The sequence below is a fragment of the Acinetobacter sp. ANC 4470 genome (assembly GCF_002135335.1).
Classification (GTDB): Bacteria; Pseudomonadota; Gammaproteobacteria; order Pseudomonadales; family Moraxellaceae; genus Acinetobacter.
The window spans coordinates 58,537-76,122 of record NZ_NEGC01000003.1 but is presented as its reverse complement, the minus strand read 5'-3'; the positions used below and the strand labels follow the sequence as shown (position 1 = coordinate 76,122).

The 17,586-nt window shown below is 39.5% G+C and carries 19 protein-coding genes; 5 read left to right on the top strand and 14 right to left on the bottom strand.

Annotated features, from left to right (window positions below; all coding sequences use genetic code 11):
* Positions 1–4: 4 nt before the first annotated feature.
* The 5 genes from B9T25_RS05475 to dapD all read right to left on the bottom strand — a co-directional run bounded on the left by B9T25_RS05475 (position 5) and on the right by dapD (position 3,568).
* Positions 5–697, bottom strand: a complete 693-nt coding sequence (locus B9T25_RS05475; protein WP_086187467.1) for a diphthine--ammonia ligase — start codon at positions 695–697, stop codon at positions 5–7.
* A gap of 59 nt (positions 698–756) precedes the next feature.
* A complete protein-coding gene (locus tag B9T25_RS05470) occupies positions 757–1,176 on the bottom strand; it encodes a hypothetical protein (RefSeq protein ID WP_086187466.1) in 420 nt (139 codons plus the stop codon).
* Between the two features lie 13 nt (positions 1,177–1,189).
* Positions 1,190–1,861 carry a 7-cyano-7-deazaguanine synthase QueC gene (queC, locus tag B9T25_RS05465; protein ID WP_086187465.1) on the bottom strand — a complete coding sequence of 224 codons (672 nt, stop codon included), beginning with the start codon at positions 1,859–1,861 and terminating at the stop codon, positions 1,190–1,192.
* A gap of 41 nt (positions 1,862–1,902) precedes the next feature.
* Complete coding sequence (gene queE, locus B9T25_RS05460) at positions 1,903–2,613, bottom strand: 7-carboxy-7-deazaguanine synthase QueE (protein WP_086187464.1); 711 nt, start codon at positions 2,611–2,613, stop codon at positions 1,903–1,905.
* A gap of 133 nt (positions 2,614–2,746) precedes the next feature.
* Positions 2,747–3,568: a 2,3,4,5-tetrahydropyridine-2,6-dicarboxylate N-succinyltransferase gene (gene dapD, locus B9T25_RS05455; protein ID WP_086187463.1), complete on the bottom strand. Its 822-nt coding sequence runs from the start codon at positions 3,566–3,568 to the stop codon at positions 2,747–2,749.
* A 300-nt stretch (positions 3,569–3,868) separates the two neighbouring features.
* On the opposite strand from dapD, the gene carO reads away from it, so the two are divergent.
* A complete protein-coding gene (carO, locus tag B9T25_RS05450) occupies positions 3,869–4,615 on the top strand; it encodes an ornithine uptake porin CarO (protein WP_086187462.1) in 747 nt (248 codons plus the stop codon).
* Positions 4,616–4,960: 345 nt separating this feature from the next.
* On the opposite strand, the gene B9T25_RS14400 is transcribed toward carO, so the two are convergent.
* The 8 genes from B9T25_RS14400 to B9T25_RS05410 form a co-directional block, all read right to left on the bottom strand.
* On the bottom strand, positions 4,961–5,518 hold the full coding sequence (locus B9T25_RS14400) for a hypothetical protein (protein ID WP_143222457.1): 558 nt from the start codon (positions 5,516–5,518) through the stop codon (positions 4,961–4,963).
* Between the two features lie 360 nt (positions 5,519–5,878).
* Positions 5,879–6,802, bottom strand: coding sequence for a CysB family HTH-type transcriptional regulator (locus B9T25_RS05440; protein ID WP_086187724.1), 924 nt, complete (start codon positions 6,800–6,802; stop codon positions 5,879–5,881).
* Positions 6,803–6,855: 53 nt separating this feature from the next.
* Positions 6,856–7,917, bottom strand: coding sequence for a sulfate/molybdate ABC transporter ATP-binding protein (locus tag B9T25_RS05435; protein WP_086187460.1), 1,062 nt, complete (start codon positions 7,915–7,917; stop codon positions 6,856–6,858).
* 11 nt (positions 7,918–7,928) lie between these two features.
* On the bottom strand, positions 7,929–8,822 hold the full coding sequence (gene cysW / locus B9T25_RS05430; RefSeq protein WP_086187459.1) for a sulfate ABC transporter permease subunit CysW: 894 nt from the start codon (positions 8,820–8,822) through the stop codon (positions 7,929–7,931).
* A complete protein-coding gene (gene cysT, locus B9T25_RS05425; RefSeq protein WP_086187458.1) occupies positions 8,819–9,652 on the bottom strand; it encodes a sulfate ABC transporter permease subunit CysT in 834 nt (277 codons plus the stop codon). The genes cysW and cysT overlap by 4 nt, the downstream gene beginning before the upstream one ends.
* 83 nt (positions 9,653–9,735) lie before the next feature.
* Positions 9,736–10,341: an RBBP9/YdeN family alpha/beta hydrolase gene (locus B9T25_RS05420; RefSeq protein ID WP_086187457.1), complete on the bottom strand. Its 606-nt coding sequence runs from the start codon at positions 10,339–10,341 to the stop codon at positions 9,736–9,738.
* Between the two features lie 38 nt (positions 10,342–10,379).
* The gene (locus B9T25_RS05415; protein WP_086187456.1) at positions 10,380–11,393 is read right to left on the bottom strand and encodes a sulfate ABC transporter substrate-binding protein; all 1,014 of its coding nucleotides are present in this window, start codon (positions 11,391–11,393) and stop codon (positions 10,380–10,382) included.
* A gap of 176 nt (positions 11,394–11,569) precedes the next feature.
* A complete protein-coding gene (locus B9T25_RS05410) occupies positions 11,570–12,574 on the bottom strand; it encodes a sulfate ABC transporter substrate-binding protein (protein ID WP_086187723.1) in 1,005 nt (334 codons plus the stop codon).
* A gap of 167 nt (positions 12,575–12,741) precedes the next feature.
* Between B9T25_RS05410 and pabC the strand changes: the two genes are divergently transcribed.
* From pabC to B9T25_RS05390, 4 genes are all read left to right on the top strand, one after another.
* Entirely contained in the window at positions 12,742–13,554 is an 813-nt protein-coding gene (gene pabC / locus B9T25_RS05405) for an aminodeoxychorismate lyase (RefSeq protein ID WP_086187455.1), read from the top strand.
* Position 13,555: 1 nt separating this feature from the next.
* A complete protein-coding gene (gene mltG / locus B9T25_RS05400; protein WP_086187454.1) occupies positions 13,556–14,605 on the top strand; it encodes an endolytic transglycosylase MltG in 1,050 nt (349 codons plus the stop codon).
* A gap of 3 nt (positions 14,606–14,608) precedes the next feature.
* Positions 14,609–15,208, top strand: a complete 600-nt coding sequence (tmk, locus tag B9T25_RS05395; protein ID WP_086187453.1) for a dTMP kinase — start codon at positions 14,609–14,611, stop codon at positions 15,206–15,208.
* A 91-nt stretch (positions 15,209–15,299) separates the two neighbouring features.
* The gene (locus B9T25_RS05390; protein WP_086187452.1) at positions 15,300–15,716 is read left to right on the top strand and encodes a PaaI family thioesterase; all 417 of its coding nucleotides are present in this window, start codon (positions 15,300–15,302) and stop codon (positions 15,714–15,716) included.
* A 68-nt stretch (positions 15,717–15,784) separates the two neighbouring features.
* Here the strand turns inward: B9T25_RS05390 and nadB are convergent, their stop codons facing one another.
* Complete coding sequence (gene nadB, locus B9T25_RS05385) at positions 15,785–17,434, bottom strand: L-aspartate oxidase (protein WP_171262732.1); 1,650 nt, start codon at positions 17,432–17,434, stop codon at positions 15,785–15,787.
* Positions 17,435–17,586: the final 152 nt, after the last annotated feature.

Genomic DNA, 17,586 nt, shown 5'->3' with positions numbered 1-17,586 from the left:
TTGATTAAAATGAATTGCTTTCTAATTCGAGTGCTAAAAAGGCATAATTTTCATGATATAGAATATCACCTTTGCGTACAGCAATTGGTGAAGCAAATAGAGGTCCATCAATCACGGTGCTGTGAAATTCACCGCCTTCACCGCAGGGATCAACACCTCGATTTTCTAATTCTTGAATATAGTCTAAGGTTAAAATTTTTCCTAAATCATCAACTTTCATGCCCAACTCAAGATTAACAGTCACAATCATGGTCTTAAAACCCAGCTGAATGAATTCTTCAATCACTTCCCGATGTGGACGTTGCCAAAGCGGCATACAGAGTTTCAGCCCAGCTTGTTGAGTAATACGATCATGCCAACAACCATGTTCAGGCATATCTAAATCACCTGTGACTAAAACGTTTGCACCTTGCTGTTTGGCATCTGCTAACAATTTTAAAAATTCAGTCTCATAGTCATTCCAACTGGAAGACGCAGTAATGATGGGTAAACCTAAGGCATTGGCTTGCGCTTGAATGATATCCATGCTCATAGCATGCGAACGAGAGCGCAGCCCTTGTTCTTCAAGCATTACAATTAAGCCAATGGCTTTACCGACCTGCATTGCATGATACAAGGCGAGGGTGCTGTCTTTGCCACCGCTATAAGACACGATAAATTTTTGTTGGGTCGCGTTGGTTTTCCATTGCTGTTGCATACATTATCCATAGCTAAAAAAGCCTGCAATTGCAGGCTTTTAGTGGTATTTAAATCAACTTATTTTTTAGCTTGAGCAGCCTGTGCAGCTTTCATTGCTTCTTCAGTTAGGCTTTTAAGCTTACCTGTCAGTTGTGGACCAAAACAAGTCTGTAGATCTTTATTTTGTTTTTGTACAAAAGCTAAAGTCGCAGGGCTTTTCTTTTGGTTAATGGTACTTTGGATTTCCCACTTTTGAGCATTGGTTAATCTACCGTCAGCTTCAACTGCACAAGTACAATATTTACTGACTTCTGCCGCTGATAATTTTTTACTTTTACCTGTTTCATCTTTACAAACATTAATTAAAGCCGATTTTACATTGGTGCTTTTATACGCTTCCTGAAGTTTGTTTGATTCAGCAGCGTGAGAAGCAGTTGCCATCATTGCAACAGCAGAAACGAATGTAGAAAGAATAATGTTTGATTTTAAATTTTTCATAAACTGTACCTTGTTAAGACGGTATATAACGTGTTGGATCTGTGATGCCTGCATCAACAAAACCTTGCTTACGTAAGCGGCAACTATCACATTTGCCACAAGCACGCCCTAGGTCGTCTGCTTGGTAGCATGACACTGTTTGGCTATAGTCTACGCCATGTTCTATACCTAAGCGAATGATATTTGCTTTGGATAAATGTAACAGAGGTGTTTCAAATTTAAGAGGTTTTCCTTCCACACCAACTTTAGTTGCAAGGCGTGCCATGGTTGCAAAAGCATCAATAAATTCAGGACGACAGTCAGGATAACCTGAATAATCAACGGCATTGATGCCAATGATTATTACTTCTGCACCAAAAACTTCCGCAGCGGCGAGCGCGTAGGAAAGAAAAATGGTGTTACGTGCTGGAACATAAGTTACAGGAATACCTTCTTGTTCATGTTCAGGTACATCAATGCTTAAATCTGTTAAAGCAGAACCACCGAGGTTGCCTAAATCAATATTAATGACACGATGTTCTACACCAGCACGTTGTGTTAATACACGAGCTGCATCAAGTTCAGTGCTCGAACGCTGACCATACATAAAACTGATGGCAATACATTCATAACGTGCTTGCGCCCAAGCCAAACAAGTCGTTGAGTCTAAGCCGCCAGATAACAAAACTATGGCACGAGGGCGCATATTAAAATCTCCAAATAGATGTATTTAAGAACAGAACTAAATTAACGACCAGTTTCATCATTCCAAAGCAATTTGTGTAATTGCAGTTGGAAGCGAACAGGGAGATGGTCTTCTAAAATCCATTGTGCTAAATCTCGCGCAAGTTGCGGTAAACGAACATTACCTTTTTCAACTGCAAAGGCAGGAGAGAACCAAACGGTGCTCACTTTATCCACCAATTGATATTGCTCAACTTGCTGTTTTGACCATTCATAATCTTCGCGATTACAAATCACAAATTTGATTTGATCATGCTGAGTTAAATGATCCAAATTACTGAGTAAATTTTTTTTCTCTTCACCAGACGTTGGTGTTTTTAAATCAAGTACTTTAGAAACACGCGGGTCAACTTTAGAGACATCTAAAGCACCACTGGTTTCAAGAGACACTTCGCAGCCCAGATCGGCAAGGCGTGTCATTAAAGGAAGAGCATTGGGTTGAGCCAGCGGTTCACCGCCAGTCACACAAATATAAGGGGTTTTAAAATCAAGCGTTGTTTGAATAATGTGCTCTAACGATTGGCGCTCACCACCTTCAAAAGAATAAGTAGTATCACAATAAGTACAACGTAAAGGACAACCAGTTAAACGAATAAAAACCGTCGGTAAGCCCGCAGCATTCGCTTCACCTTGTAATGAATAGAAAATCTCCGTGATACGTAAACCCGCAGACGGATCAGAAACAGGAATAGCAGAAGATCGAAGAGTATTCATAACAAAAAATTACCGCACCAAACAAATGAGAAAGTACAAAAAACAAAAATCTCTACGCTCATGTCTGATCGTAGAGATGAGGAGCGATAGTTCCGTAAGGTGACTAAAGTTCCGCAAGAAAATGAATAGAAAATTAGTCTTCGCGTAATAACTCGTTCAAGCTTGTTTTAGAGCGAGTTTTCGCATCAACTTTTTTCACGATAATCGCAGCATATAAGCTGTAAGTACCGCATTTTGATGGAAGGCTACCCGCAACAACAACCGAACCAGCAGGTACGCGACCATAATGAACTTCGCCAGTTGCACGGTCAAAAATCTTAGTAGATTGACCAATGAACACGCCCATTGAAATCACAGAACCTTCTTCAACGATCACGCCTTCCACGATTTCAGAACGTGCGCCAATGAAACAGTTGTCTTCAATAATTGTTGGGTTTGCTTGTAATGGTTCAAGAACACCACCAATACCCACGCCACCTGATAAATGTACATTTTTACCGATTTGAGCACATGAACCGACAGTTGCCCATGTGTCAACCATTGTACCTTCGTCAACATATGCACCAATGTTCACATAAGATGGCATCAATACCACATTTTTAGCTTGGAAGCTGCCTTTACGAGCAACAGCAGGCGGTACTACACGTACGCCAGCAGCTTGAAATTGTGCTTCAGTCCAGCCTTTAAATTTAGTGTCTACTTTGTCATAGAAACGAAGATCACAAGACTCGATTGGTTTGTTGTCGTTCAATTTGAAAGATAACAAAACAGCTTTTTTAAGCCATTGATGAACAATCCATTCACCATCGATTTTTTCAGCTACACGAAGTGTGCCGTTATCTAGGCCAGCAATAGCTTCTTCTACAGCGTTACGAATTTCTGCAGCGCAATTTGCCGCTGTGAAATTTGCACGATCTTCAAAAGCTTGTTCAATGATTGTTGAAAGCTGAGACATGATCTTCCATTTCCAAAAAAATTTTCAAGATTTTACACTATATTGAGACAAGAATAGATGAAAAAGTCGCTTTAGATCGGAATTAATAATTAAAGATGAGCTGAGTGATCTAAAAAATAAAAAGTTGAGTATTTAACAAGCAAGTGGTGAGCAAGAAAAGTTAATAATCAAAAATAAATTGTATCAAAAAATAACAAAAAATCAGCAAAATTAGAATAAAAGTTAAGCAATTTTTATTTTATAGTCCAGATTATAGAAAACATGACTAATGATGAAAATAACTTTTTGAGGAGATATACAATGAAGACTTTACGCACTCTTCTTGCTGCAACTGTGTTGACGGCTATCGCAGGAACAGCGATGGCGGATGAGACAGTCGTACAAGATGGTTATGCATTTGATCGAAATCAACTTGTGCCAACAGGTGTTCGTGCTGAAGTGGGTACAACTGGCTATGGTGGTGCTTTACTTTGGACTGCAAACCCGTATGTCGGCTTGGCGTTGGGCTATAACGGCGGTGACATTTCTTGGTCTGATGATGTAAAAGTCAATGGTTCAACATATGATCTAGATATGGACAATAACAACGTTTATTTAAACGCTGAAATCCATCCTTGGGGTGCTAGTACTAGCCGTTGGGTACAAGGTATTTATGTGGCAGCTGGTGCAGCATATTTAGACAATGATTATGGTCTAGACCGTCGAGTTAAGCCAGGTGAAGCGTTTAAGGTAAATAACACGAACTTTATTGCAGATCCAAGTGGTTCTGGCGTAAATATCAACGGTAAAATGGAATATGAAAATGACATTGCACCATACCTAGGTTTGGGTTGGGCGCCAAAAATCAACAAAAACTGGGGTGTATTTGGTGAGGTTGGTGCCTACTATACAGGCAATCCTACTGTAACTTTGACAGGTAGTGGCGATACATTAACTGGCGGTCAAGATTTCCAAGATGCATTACGGGCGGAAGAGCAAAAAATCCGTGAAGATGATAAGTATCAATGGATGCCAGTGGGTAAACTGGGTGTAAGTTACCATTGGTAATTTAAAATTCTATTCGATAAAAAACGAGCTGCGGCTCGTTTTTTATTTTAAAGATTAAATACTTTTTGCGTTAAAAACGATAGCCCATTTTTATGCCATATGCACCGGCATGGTTATTGTTCATGGAAGATAGGGGGTTAAATAAACTATCCGAACCATTTGGGTCTTGTTGAACTTTGGCTTTGCGAACCATAAATTAAATTATGCGCTGTTATACCTGATTGAAATTCAAGGTTAACAGATTGAGGTGTTTCAATCGTGGTGTTTTGATTTGAACTTAAATTGAGTAGAGGTATTGCTGGGACTGTTGTGAGTTGTTCATCAAATTGTTGTTTATGTCTAATTTTAGCGCGATAAGTAAGAGAAGTTTTGAGTGCATATTTTTGAATCTGATGACTCATCCCTATGAGCCAACCACCCGCAGCATCTTTTTTGAATGTCTCCATTATAGTCGAGTAATAAACCAGATGATTGCCCCGGAATTTTTAATTGTGTTGTTAAAGTTTGATAACTTAAACTGGCATACAAATTCAAGGTTGAATTGGGTTGATAACCCAAAAGAGAGCTTAGATTTTTTGTGTCTACTTTAAATTGGATAGCATTGACTAAATTGGAAGAACTGGTTAGAACAGGGGCAAAAGCGTAATTGGCATTTGTACCAAAAGGTTGATCGTAAATGAAACCAAAAGACCAATTGGGGTGTAGTTGTAATTTTAAGTCAGCGTTAAAAAGCACATATTGTTGGACAAAATTTTGTGTGGAAATCTCTGTCAATGTAGACGGATCGTGAGCTTCTGGTCGGTAAATATTTCCTGAAACATTGGCATCTACAATTGCGCTTGAAAACTCCAAGTAATTATTTACTTCTAAAAAATGCAGCAATACTTTGGTTAGACGTTTCAAGGGCTGCAGAAAATACTTGTGTAGGCATAAAAATGCTTACACTTATATACAGTGCCGTAGCTTTCATGGAAAACCCTGAATGAAAAAATAAGTTTGCTTAGGCCGTGGGTGTATCAAACTGAATTACACACCTTGTAATTGAATTTTTGAGGTTGTAAATAATTCAGTGCGGGTACTTTATGCTGTTTGCTTTGCCTTGAGCAAGCATAGTTTTAATATTATTTGTCCTTATATTTGATAGAGCTAAAATTATATATATGATTGATAGAGACTTTTTGTCGGGAAACTATAAATTAAAACAATGGCTTAAGATGTGAGGAGGGATATTTTATATCCCTCATGTTCAAAAATAATGTGATTTTAATCTTCTGGATAAGCAACTCTTTTCAGGGCTTTAATGTCAGCCTCTGGTGAGCAGAGTGAAATAAACTCATAGCCATAACCACGAAGTAAATGACCTTTACGGACAGCAATCCAAGTGGTATTTACCCCAAAAATATCGGTTGGAATTTGTTTTAAACGGTAATCACGTTCTGCATCGTAAGCGACATTATTGACAATGCCGACCCCCATATTCAGTTCGACATAGGTTTTAATCACATCGGCATCCAGTGCTGACATAACGATATCTACATCAATTCCAGCATCTTCGAAGGCTTTATCAATTTTTGAACGACCCGTAAAACCACCATGGTAAGTAATAATCGGATAGTGAGATAAGTCTTCTAAAGTAATATCTGTTTTACTTGCCAGTGCATGGTTTTGTGGCACGATAATACTGTGTTGCCACTGATAGTAAGGCACACTAGCAAGGTTATCTTCCGTGGTTAAAGACTCCGTTGCAATACCAATGTCAGCTTCGCCTTGAAGCAGCATTTCAGTAATTTCAACTGGACTGGCTTGCTGTAAAATTAAATGAACTTTTGGAAAATCTTTTTTAAACTGATTCACAATCGGTGGTAACACATAGCGTGCTTGAGTATGTGTGGTGGCAATGGTCAGTGTACCTTCATCGACACGGTTAAAGTCATCCGCTAGACGTTTAATATTGTCTGCATCCACCAACATCCGTTCAACAATACCCAGTAAAGACTGACCCGGTTCAGTTAAACCCAATAGACGTTTACCTTTACGAATAAATAGCTGTACACCCAGTTCATCTTCTAAATCTTTAATGTGTTTACTCACACCTGATTGTGAGGTGTAAAGTGCTGCTGAAGCTTCGGTTAAATTAAAATTTTGTCTAACCGTTTCTCGAATAATTCTTAATTGTTGGAAATTCATAATGCTGTATACCTTAAAAAGAAATGGGGCTGTTTTGCCCCATCGATGTGCCATTAAGCGACGTCATTGGCAAATAAATGCAGTGCTGTTGGGCTTAACCACACCGTTTGATTCGGTTTAAATTGATGTAATTTTACTTCATCTGAATTCAGTGAAATTTCAATTAAATGACCTTGGCGATCTTGTAGTTCAGCAAGCACTTTGCCTGCAATCCATATTTCACGTAAAAAAGTGGCTTGGATGGCATTTTCTTGTGGAGTCGTATGAATGTGCAGTTCATTTGGACGGGCAAAGGCAACAATTTCACCTTGTGGTGCATCTTTCACTTGTGGTAATTGAATACGATCTTCACCAATGTGAATAACACCTTGCTTATTTTGACCTTCAAAACGATTGGCTTGACCTAAGAAATCGAATACGAAAGGCGTTGTTGGTTTTTCATAGACTTCACGTGGTGAACCAATTTGCTCTACATTGCCTTTATTCATTACGATAATTTGATCCGCAACTTCTAAGGCCTCTTCTTGATCGTGTGTGACAAAGATTGAAGTGATATGTAGTTCATCATGCAAAGTACGTAACCAACGACGCAATTCTTTACGTACTTTGGCATCTAATGCACCAAAAGGTTCATCAAGTAAGAGTACACGTGGTTCAACCGCAAGTGCTCGTGCTAAGGCAATACGTTGACGTTGCCCTCCAGATAACTGAGCAGGGAAGCGGTCAGCTAAAAAGCCCAATTGAACTAGATCAAGTAAACGTGTGACACGTTTTTTAATTTCAGCCTCAGAAGGGCGAGTAGAGCGTGGACGGACACGTAAACCAAAAGCAATGTTTTCAAAGACTGTCATGTGGCGGAAAAGTGCGTAATGTTGGAATACAAAACCCACTTGACGTTCACGAACATGTACAGCAGTAGCATCTTCACCTTCAAGGATCACTTGACCGCCATCTGCCGATTCTAAGCCAGCAATAATGCGCAGTAGTGTGGTTTTACCACAGCCTGAAGGGCCCAGTAATGCGACTAACTGACCATCTGGAAAATCCAGAGAAATATTATTCAGTGCGTGGAATGCACCAAAGTGTTTTTCAATATTTTTAACTTGAATACTCATGATGTCATTCCTTAAGAAACTGTTGAATCTTCATTACGTTTGTTTTGATTTTCTTGGCGAATCTCAACCCATGCTTTTAAAATGAGGGTCACAATGGCGAGCAGAGCCAAAAGTGATGACACCGCAAATGCAGCACTAAAGGTATATTCGTTATAGAGAATCTCTACATGTAAAGGCAAGGTGTTGGTTTCGCCGCGAATATGCCCAGAAACTACAGATACTGCACCGAATTCGCCCATTGCACGTGCATTACACAGAATCACACCGTAGATTAAACCCCATTTAATATTCGGTAAGGTCACTTTCCAAAATGTTTGCCAGCCTGAAGCACCGAGTACAATCGCCGCTTCTTCTTCCTCTGTACCTTGAGCTTCCATTAAAGGAATCAGTTCACGTGCAACAAAGGGCACAGTAATGAAAATAGTCGCGAGCACAATGGCAGGTGTGGCATATAGGACTTTAATATCATGATCCATCAGCCAGCCGCCAATCCAACCTTGAGAACCGAAAATCAATACCACCATCAAACCTGCTACAACGGGGGACACAGAGAACGGCATATCAATAATGGTGGTTAAAATAGATTTGCCACGGAAGTTAAATTTAGCTACAGACCATGCTGCTGCAACACCAAAGATCACATTGATAGGCACCGCAATTGCCGCAGTAATTAAGGTAAGTTTTACCGCAGACAAGGTATCTGGATGGACCAAAGCTTGGTAGTAAACGCCCACGCCTTGCTTAAAGGCTTCAACGAAGACCAAAATCAAAGGTAAGATCAAGCAGCTGATAAAGAAAATAAGTGCAATGGTGATGAGCGTATAGCGTACCCAAGTCGGTTCACGGGTGGCATCACGAGATTGCAGTTTTTCTGCTAAAGCATTGCTATTGGTCATTAAACTCATTGTGCAGTTCTCCCTGTACGACGGCTTGCCCATGCTTGTAGCAAGTTAATCAGGAACAAAATAGCAAATGAAAGAACCAACATCACCACTGCAATGGTGGTTGCACCTGCGTAATCATATTCTTCTAAACGAGAAATAATCATCAATGGTGCAATTTCAGTTTCAAACGGTTGGTTACCCGCAATAAAAATAACTGAACCATATTCCCCAACACCGCGAGCAAAGGCTAATGCAAAGCCAGTCAGTAATGCAGGAAATAGAATTGGCAGAATAATTTTAGTCACAATCTGAAAACGATTTGCACCTAACGCAGATGCAGCTTCTTCAAGCTCAGTTTCTAAATCACTCAAAACGGGTTGTACAGTACGCACGACAAAGGGTAAACCAATAAAAATCAATGCCAATGTAATGCCAATTGGAGTATATGCAACTTGAATCCCAAGAGGTTCTAAGTATTGACCAATCCAACCTGTCGGTGCATATAACGATGTCAGCGCAATACCTGCTACGGCTGTAGGTAGAGCAAAAGGTAAATCGACCAATGCATCGACAATACGTTTACCGGGGAAGTTATAACGGACTAAACACCATGCCAGTAATAAGCCAAACACCACATTGATTAAGGCCGCAATAAGTGCAGCACTAAAACTCAACTGCAAAGATTTTAGGATACGTTCTGAACTGAGAATTTCCCATAGACCATCCCATCCAATCCCCAATGATTTAATAAACACGGCGGACAATGGAATAAGAACAATTAATGACAAATACGCTAGGGTAAAGCCTAGGGAAAGACCAAATCCTGGCAGCACTGGGGATCGCTGCGACATGACTACTCCTTAAAAGAGCGAAAGCTGACCAATAAAGTCAGCGAAAATAAAAGTTTAATTGGCACAAGCATAATTTGCAGATGTTAAATAGCAAATTTAAAAAAACACTTTTTCTCATCAGTAAAATTGATATGTTGCAATACATTTTCTGAAATCAAGTAATCATAAATTTCAGGAAATGGCCCAAAACCAGAAGCAACATTAATATGTCCCACTTGACCTAAATTAATCGGTTTCAGTTTCCATGCTTTGGCTAAGCATTTTGCATCTGCAAAACTTAACCAAGGATCATTTTCACTAATGAGTAAGGTGGTTGGAACGGCAATTTTAAGTTGATGAAAATAGCGTTGATAATCTTGCTGGCTATCACGTGAAAAACCCGCTTCACCAAAACGTGCAGGATTGGCAGGAGCCACCAAAATCAAATTTTTAATTTTTTGATTTAATTCTGGATGCTGAGCCAGTGCTGCAACGGTGGTGAGACAGCCAAAACTATGCGCAACTATTTGAATCTCATTCTGGATCGAGCGCACTGTATTTACAAATTCGCTAATCCAGTTATGCAAGATGGGTTGATTCCAATCTTGCTGCTGTACACGTGAGCAAGACATGAGTTGTCGTTGTAACCAAGATTGCCAGTGGGCATGTTCACTGCCTCCAACGCCTGGCACAATAACGGTATGAATCATGTCTTTGCTCCCATGAAGGTGACTTAACCAATAATGACTTATTTGGTATTGTTAACTTTTACGATCTGATCAAAAACACCACCATTTTCGAAGTGTTTTTTCTGAACTTTTGTCCAACCACCAAATTCTTGGTCAATGGTGACCAATTTTAATGGTTTAAATGTTGAACTATATTTTTTCAATACTGCTGCATTACGTGGACGGTAGAAGTTACGTGCTGAAATTTCTTGACCAAGTGGTGAATATAAAAAGTTCAAATAACCTTGCGCCAAGTATTTATTGCCTTTTTTCTCAGCATTTTTTTCTACGATCGCAACTGGTGGTTCAGCAAGAATTGACAAGCTTGGCGTTATGATTTCGAATTGACCTGGTTGTTCACGAATCGCTAAGTAAGCTTCATTTTCCCAAGCCAGTAATACGTCACCAATACCGCGCTCAGCAAATGTTGTGGTTGCACCACGTGCGCCAGAGTCGAGTACTTTGGTGTTTTTATAAATTTGACGAACGAATTCTTGTGCTTTGATGTCGTTACCACCTGCTTGATGTTTAGCCCAAGCCCATGCTGCTAAATAGTTCCAACGTGCACCACCAGAAGTTTTAGGGTTTGGTGTAATAATGCCAATATCTGGTTTAACCAAATCGCCCCAGTCTTTAATACCTTTAGGGTTACCTTTACGCACCAGGAATACGATGGTAGAGGTATAAGGTGTAGAGTTTTGCGGGAATTTTTTCTGCCAGTTTTTTGGCAGAAGATTGGTGTTTTCTGCAATGGCATCAATATCTGCGGCCAGTGCTAAGGTCACTACGTCTGCATCAAGGCCATCAATGACTGAACGTGCTTGTTTACCAGAACCACCGTGAGATTGTTTGAAGTTGATTTTTTGACCTGTTCGGCTTTCCCAGTATTTGCTGAACTGTTTATTTACGTCTTCATAAAGTTCACGCGTTGGGTCGTAAGAGACATTTAAAAAGTCTTTTGCAAGGGCGCTAAAAGATGTTGCAGAGATAACCGCTGCTAAAACCCCTAACTTTAATTTTGCTGAAATGCTCATGCCAACCTCAATGTTCTTAAATGTTTTTTAACATGGATGCAGAGTAGCGCTATTCTTTATGCGTAAAAAATAATAAAAAATGAATTTTATATGAATAAAAGAGATAATTAGGTTTATTCTGTATCCAAAGCACTGGCCTTATGCATAAAACCAATGCTTTTCTTCATCTTTTAATATTATTTCGCGTTATTGGCTTTTACGAGTTGGTCAAAAATGCCGCCATTGTCAAAATGTTTTTTCTGAACTTTAGTCCAACCACCGAATTCTTGGTCAATCGTCACCAGTTTTAAAGATTTGAATACTGATTTGTATTTTGCCAATACCGCTGCATTGCGTGGACGATAGAAGTTATTGGCAGCAATAGTTTGCCCCGCAGGTGAATACAGGTAGTTTAAGTAAGCTTTAGCGACATTGAGATTGCTATTTTTCTGTGCATTCTTTTCAACAATTGCAACTGGCGGTTCTGCTAAAATAGATAATGATGGTGTGATAATTTCAAACTTGCCTGGCTGTTCACGAATTGCTAAATGAGCTTCATTTTCCCATGCAAGCAGTACATCGCCAATGCCACGTTCAGCAAATGTTGTGGTTGCACCACGTGCGCCAGAGTCGAGTACTTTGGTGTTTTTATAAATTTGACGAACAAATTCTTGTGCTTTAATGTCGTTACCACCTGTTTGATGTTTAGCCCAAGCCCATGCTGCTAAATAGTTCCAACGTGCACCACCAGAAGTTTTAGGGTTTGGTGTAATGATGCCAACATCTGGTTTAACCAAATCGCCCCAGTCTTTAATGCCCTTAGGGTTGCCTTTACGCACCAGGAATACGATGGTAGAGGTATAAGGTGTAGAGTTTTGCGGGAATTTTTTCTGCCAGTTTTTTGGCAGAAGATTGGTGTTTTCTGCAATGGCATCAATATCTGCGGCCAGTGCTAAGGTCACTACGTCTGCATCAAGGCCATCAATGACTGAACGTGCTTGTTTACCAGAGCCCCCATGTGATTGTTTGAAATTAAGCTCTTGTCCAGTCGATTTTTTCCAGTATGTACCAAACTCTTTATTGAAATTTTCATAAAGTTCACGGGTTGGATCGTAAGAAACGTTTAAAAAGTCTTTTGCAAGAGCACTAAAAGATGTTGCCGAAATAAGTGCTGCTAAAACCCCAATTTTTAATGAGCGCATTTTGTTAACCTTTAAATTTAAATTATTAATGTTTTGTAACATGGCTAAGCATAGCGTCATCTTTTATGGGGAAAAAATAATAAGAAATGAATTTTATATGAGTAAAAGAGATATAAAATCGACTCAGTTGTTCATAAACTAAATCATCATTTACAGGATGTTTTGATATGCCATGTTTTAAGAATGCGCAGGAAATAAACCAGATCTCATTATTGGATCGTGCTTTTCATTATGGTGATGGTTGTTTTACGACGGCACGTGTTCGGCATGGTAAAATTGAACTTGAAATTTTGCATATGGCACGGCTGCATTTAAGTTGTGAGCGACTGCTGTTAAAAGCAGATTTGAGTTTGATTCAAAAAAGCTTGGTTTTACTACAACAGAAATTTCTAGAAGTGAATGGCACACTTAAAATTGTCATTAGTCGTGGTGAAGGGCAACGTGGCTATAGCTTGCCTGATCATTCTGCCGATGTATGGGTGTTTTTCTATCCCAAAGCCGTGGATGATTTTCAAGTTGAAAAAATTAAATCGGGTCTATTACAACAAGTTTTAGGTTTAACCATGCCTAGTTTGCTCGGTTTAAAAAGCCTGAATCGGTTGGAACAAGTTTTGTTAAAACATGAGGCAGACCAGAAAGGTTGGACTGAGGCACTGGTTACGGATGTACAAGGTTCAGTTGTTGAAGGGGTTAGTAGTAATTGTTTCATTCGTTTAAACAATACATGGATTACCCCAGAACTTCGTTATAATGGTGTGCATGGTGTGATGCGTGCCGAAATTTTATCTCGTATGCAGCAACAAGGGATTACATGTGAACAGCGCTTTATTGATCTGGAAGAAATTTCAAAATTTGAAAGCCTGTTTTTCTGTAATACTTTAAATCCAATGAAAGTCGTGACTGAATTTCAGCAGCGACCTTTGAATGTTCAAGCCTGTATTGAACTCTTTAATATCCTTCAATTGAATCAGATTCGTTAATATGTCCAGCACAAAGCAAAAATCAAAAAATAAAGCAGCAAAAGTATTTCCTTTGAAAGGCTTGGTTATTTTCATTGTCGGTCTTATTGTGCTGGCTTCAGTCATTTTATGGTCAAGTTTATTTAAGTCCTATCCCATTGAGGGCAAAAAACAGATGCTCGCGATTGGAGCAGGCGATACTTATTCAGGTTTTATTGATCGTTTAGCCAAAGAAGATAAAATTAGTTTTCCCATTATTCTCAAGCTTTATCAAAAAATTATGATTCATGACACCCTAAAAGCGGGTGTTTATGAAGTTCATGAAGGCATGTCAGTACGTCAAGTGATGGACATGCTGTCGAATTCTGAAAATGCACAAATGAATCGTATTTTGGTGATTGAAGGCACGACATTTAAACAGTTGCTTGAAAGCTTAAAAAAAGATGATTTAGTCACGAAAGAGGTTTTGAATCTTCCTCAAGATCAAATGCTGAAAGCCTTAAATATTCCATTTAATCATCCTGAAGGATTATTTGCGCCAGATACTTATTTCTTTGCCAAAGGTGAAACAGATAAAAAGATTTTGACTGATTTATATCAGCGTCAAATGAAAGCATTGGATGCCGCATGGGAAAATCGTGCCGCTGATTTACCGTACAAAGATAAATATGAAGCCTTAATTATGGCTTCAATTATTGAAAAAGAAACCAGTCTTGATCGTGAGCTAGAACAAGTTTCTGGCGTATTTGTGCGCCGTTTAAAAATGGGGATGCGTCTACAAACTGATCCTACGGTGATTTATGGTATGGGAGATCGTTATCATGGCAATATCACCCGTACAGATTTACGCACACCGACAGCCTATAATACCTATACCATTAATGGCTTACCGCCAACCCCAATTGCGTTGCCAAGTCAAAAAGCAATTGAAGCAGCCATGCATCCTGATGGTTCAAATAATATTTATTTTGTCGCAACGGGCAATGGCGGACATACATTTACGGCAAGTTTAGATGAGCATAATCGTGCAGTGCAGGATTACTTATCTGTATTAAAATCGAAGAAGGAGTGATGGATGTTTATTAGTTTTGAAGGCACTGAAGGTGTCGGGAAAACCACACTCATTCGTAAAATTTATGAATATTTAGTACAGCAAGGGCATGAAGTAGTACTGACGCGTGAGCCGGGCGGTACACCGATGGCAGAACAAATCCGTGCGCTGTTGTTGTCAGTTAATCATGACGAAAGTATGTCCAATGATACTGAGCTGCTTTTAATGTATGCCGCACGTGCACAACATTTACAACAAGTGATTGTACCTGCTTTGCTGGCAGGGAAAACAGTGCTATGTGACCGTTTTACTGATGCCAGTTTTGCTTATCAATGTGCAGGTCGAGGCTTAAGCCGAGAAAAATTGAATTTGTTGAATCAAAACTTTGTTTCGCATATGCCAAACTTTACGTTCTGGCTAGATGCACCGATTGAGCTGGGCATGTCTCGTGCGCGGGAACGTGGTGCGTTGGATCGTTTTGAACAAGAGAAAGTCGCTTTTTTTGAAAAAGTTAGAGCGGGTTATCAGGAATTATTTGAACAGTCTCCTGAGCGCATGAAACGACTAGATGCAACGCAAACGCCTGAACAAGTCTTTGAACAGGCTGTGGCTTATTTGAAGTAGCTTTTTAGATTGAAAAAAGATCAAAAAATCAGTGCTTAAGGTGGATTATTCTTTTATATTCAGAGTCATCATGGATGAAGATGAAGCGTAAATGAAAAGTACCAAGGCAGAGATTATTTCTTTTTTACAGGCTGAATTTCCACAAAGTCTTGAAAAGTGCGAGATAGAAACCGTGACTAAAAAGGCTGCATCCATTATTTATCATGTGGGTGCTGCTGATTTGCGACCGGGTGGAACGGTCTCGGGGCCAACGATGATGACTGCTGCCGATTATGCGCTTTATATTGCGATCTTGGGTGAAATTGGCATTGTCGCTTTGGCTGTGACCACCAATTTATCCACTAATTTTTTAAAGAAACCATCAGCAGATCAAGATATTCGTGCAGTTTGCCAATTGATGAAAGTTGGTAAAGCACTGATTGTGGGTGATGTATGGTTATATTCTCTTGATTCAGATGAGCCGATTGCACATGTGGTAGGAACCTATTCTATACCGCCGCAGCGATAAATAAATTCTATTATGTATTCAAAAAGCCGAACTAAAATGTTCGGCTTTTTTATTGGTTTTACGAGTTTTTAAATGATAGCTTCAGCATTTACTAAGGGTGTTTCTGTCTGAAAGTTTGGTGGCAGCAATATTGTTTTACGGAGCTCAGGAGCAAGTTCAGGATAGTCCAAGGTAAAATGTAGACCGCGTGATTCTTTACGTTCCATAGCACAACGAACAATCATTTCCGATACTAGAACTAAATTACGCAGTTCAATTAAGTTCTTACTCACTTGATAATCTTGATAATATTCGGTGATTTCTGTTTTAAGCATTTCAATACGGTGTAAAGCGCGTTCTAAACGTTTGGTGGTACGCACAATGCCGACATAGTTCCACATGGTTTGGCGTAGTTCATCCCAATTTTGTAAAATGACCACGTCTTCATCTGGATTGGTGACTTGAGAATCATCCCAAGCAGGAACATTAGGAGAAACATAGTCGCTAATAAACTGGCTTTCGATATGTTTGGCAGCACTCATGCCATAAACGAAACATTCTAAAAGTGAGTTACTAGCCATTCGGTTAGCCCCATGTAAACCTGTATAAGAGGTTTCACCAATGGCATATAGTCCTTCGATGTCAGTCTGACTGTTGTGATCGACCACAACGCCACCACAAGTATAGTGAGCCGCAGGAACGACAGGGATCATCTCTTTGGTGATATCAATGCCCAATTCTAATAAGCGTGCATAGAGTGTTGGAAAATGTTCTTTGACAAATTCGGCAGATTTATGCGTGATGTCGAGCCAGACATGACGTATGCCTAAACGTTTAATTTCATAGTCAATCGCGCGTGCCACAATATCACGTGGAGCAAGTTCAGCGCGTTCGTCAAAACGCAGCATGAAACGTTCACCATCTGGAAGGCGTAAATAGGCGCCTTCACCTCGCATGGCTTCAGTAATTAAAAATGAACGCGCTTGAGGATGATAAAGGCAGGTTGGATGGAACTGATTGAATTCCATATTGGCAACACGGCATCCAGCTCGATATGCCATTGCAATACCATCACCCGTTGCAATATCTGGGTTTGAGGTATAGAGATATGCTTTCATCGCGCCACCACAAGCTAAAGCAATTGAGGGAGCTAAGAAGGTATGTATTTTTTCAGTTTTCTCATCTAGAACATATAAACCTAGTGCACGATTCTTTACATCTTCTAAGCCCAGTTTTTGTGAAGTAATTAGATCAATCGCAATATAGTTTTCAAAAATCGTAATATTTTTCTTTTCTTCAGCGCGTTGTACTAAGGTGGTTGAAATAGCACGACCCGTTGCATCTGCTGCGTGAATAATGCGTCGTTGTGAATGCCCACCTTCACGGGTTAAATGCAATTGTTCTTGTTCATCTAAGGTGAATTGAACGCCATGCTTTAACAGAAAATCAACCGAAGGTTTTCCACCTTCTACTGTTTGTTTGACCGCTTCAAACTCACATAAATGTGCGCCTGCAATCATGGTGTCATCAATGTGCTGTTCAATTGAATCGGTTTCATCTAGAACCGCAGCCACACCGCCTTGCGCGTAAAATGTACTTGCATCTGTTAAAGTCGATTTTGCCAAAACTGCAATATTGAAATGATCGGGAAGTGATAAAGCCAGACTTAAACCTGCACCGCCACTTCCCACAATAATCACATCAAAATAATGCGTTGAGTTTAAATTAGACATGTCCATCAGCTAATTTGAAAAAAAGTTTGCTAATGACAACGCTTTTTTGCTCAAAAAACAAGAGCGAATATGCTAATTTATGATGAGAAAAAGCAATAAGCCAATAAAATTTCAAGTAATCTTTAAGCTATTGTTTATACAAATATAATCAAACATAT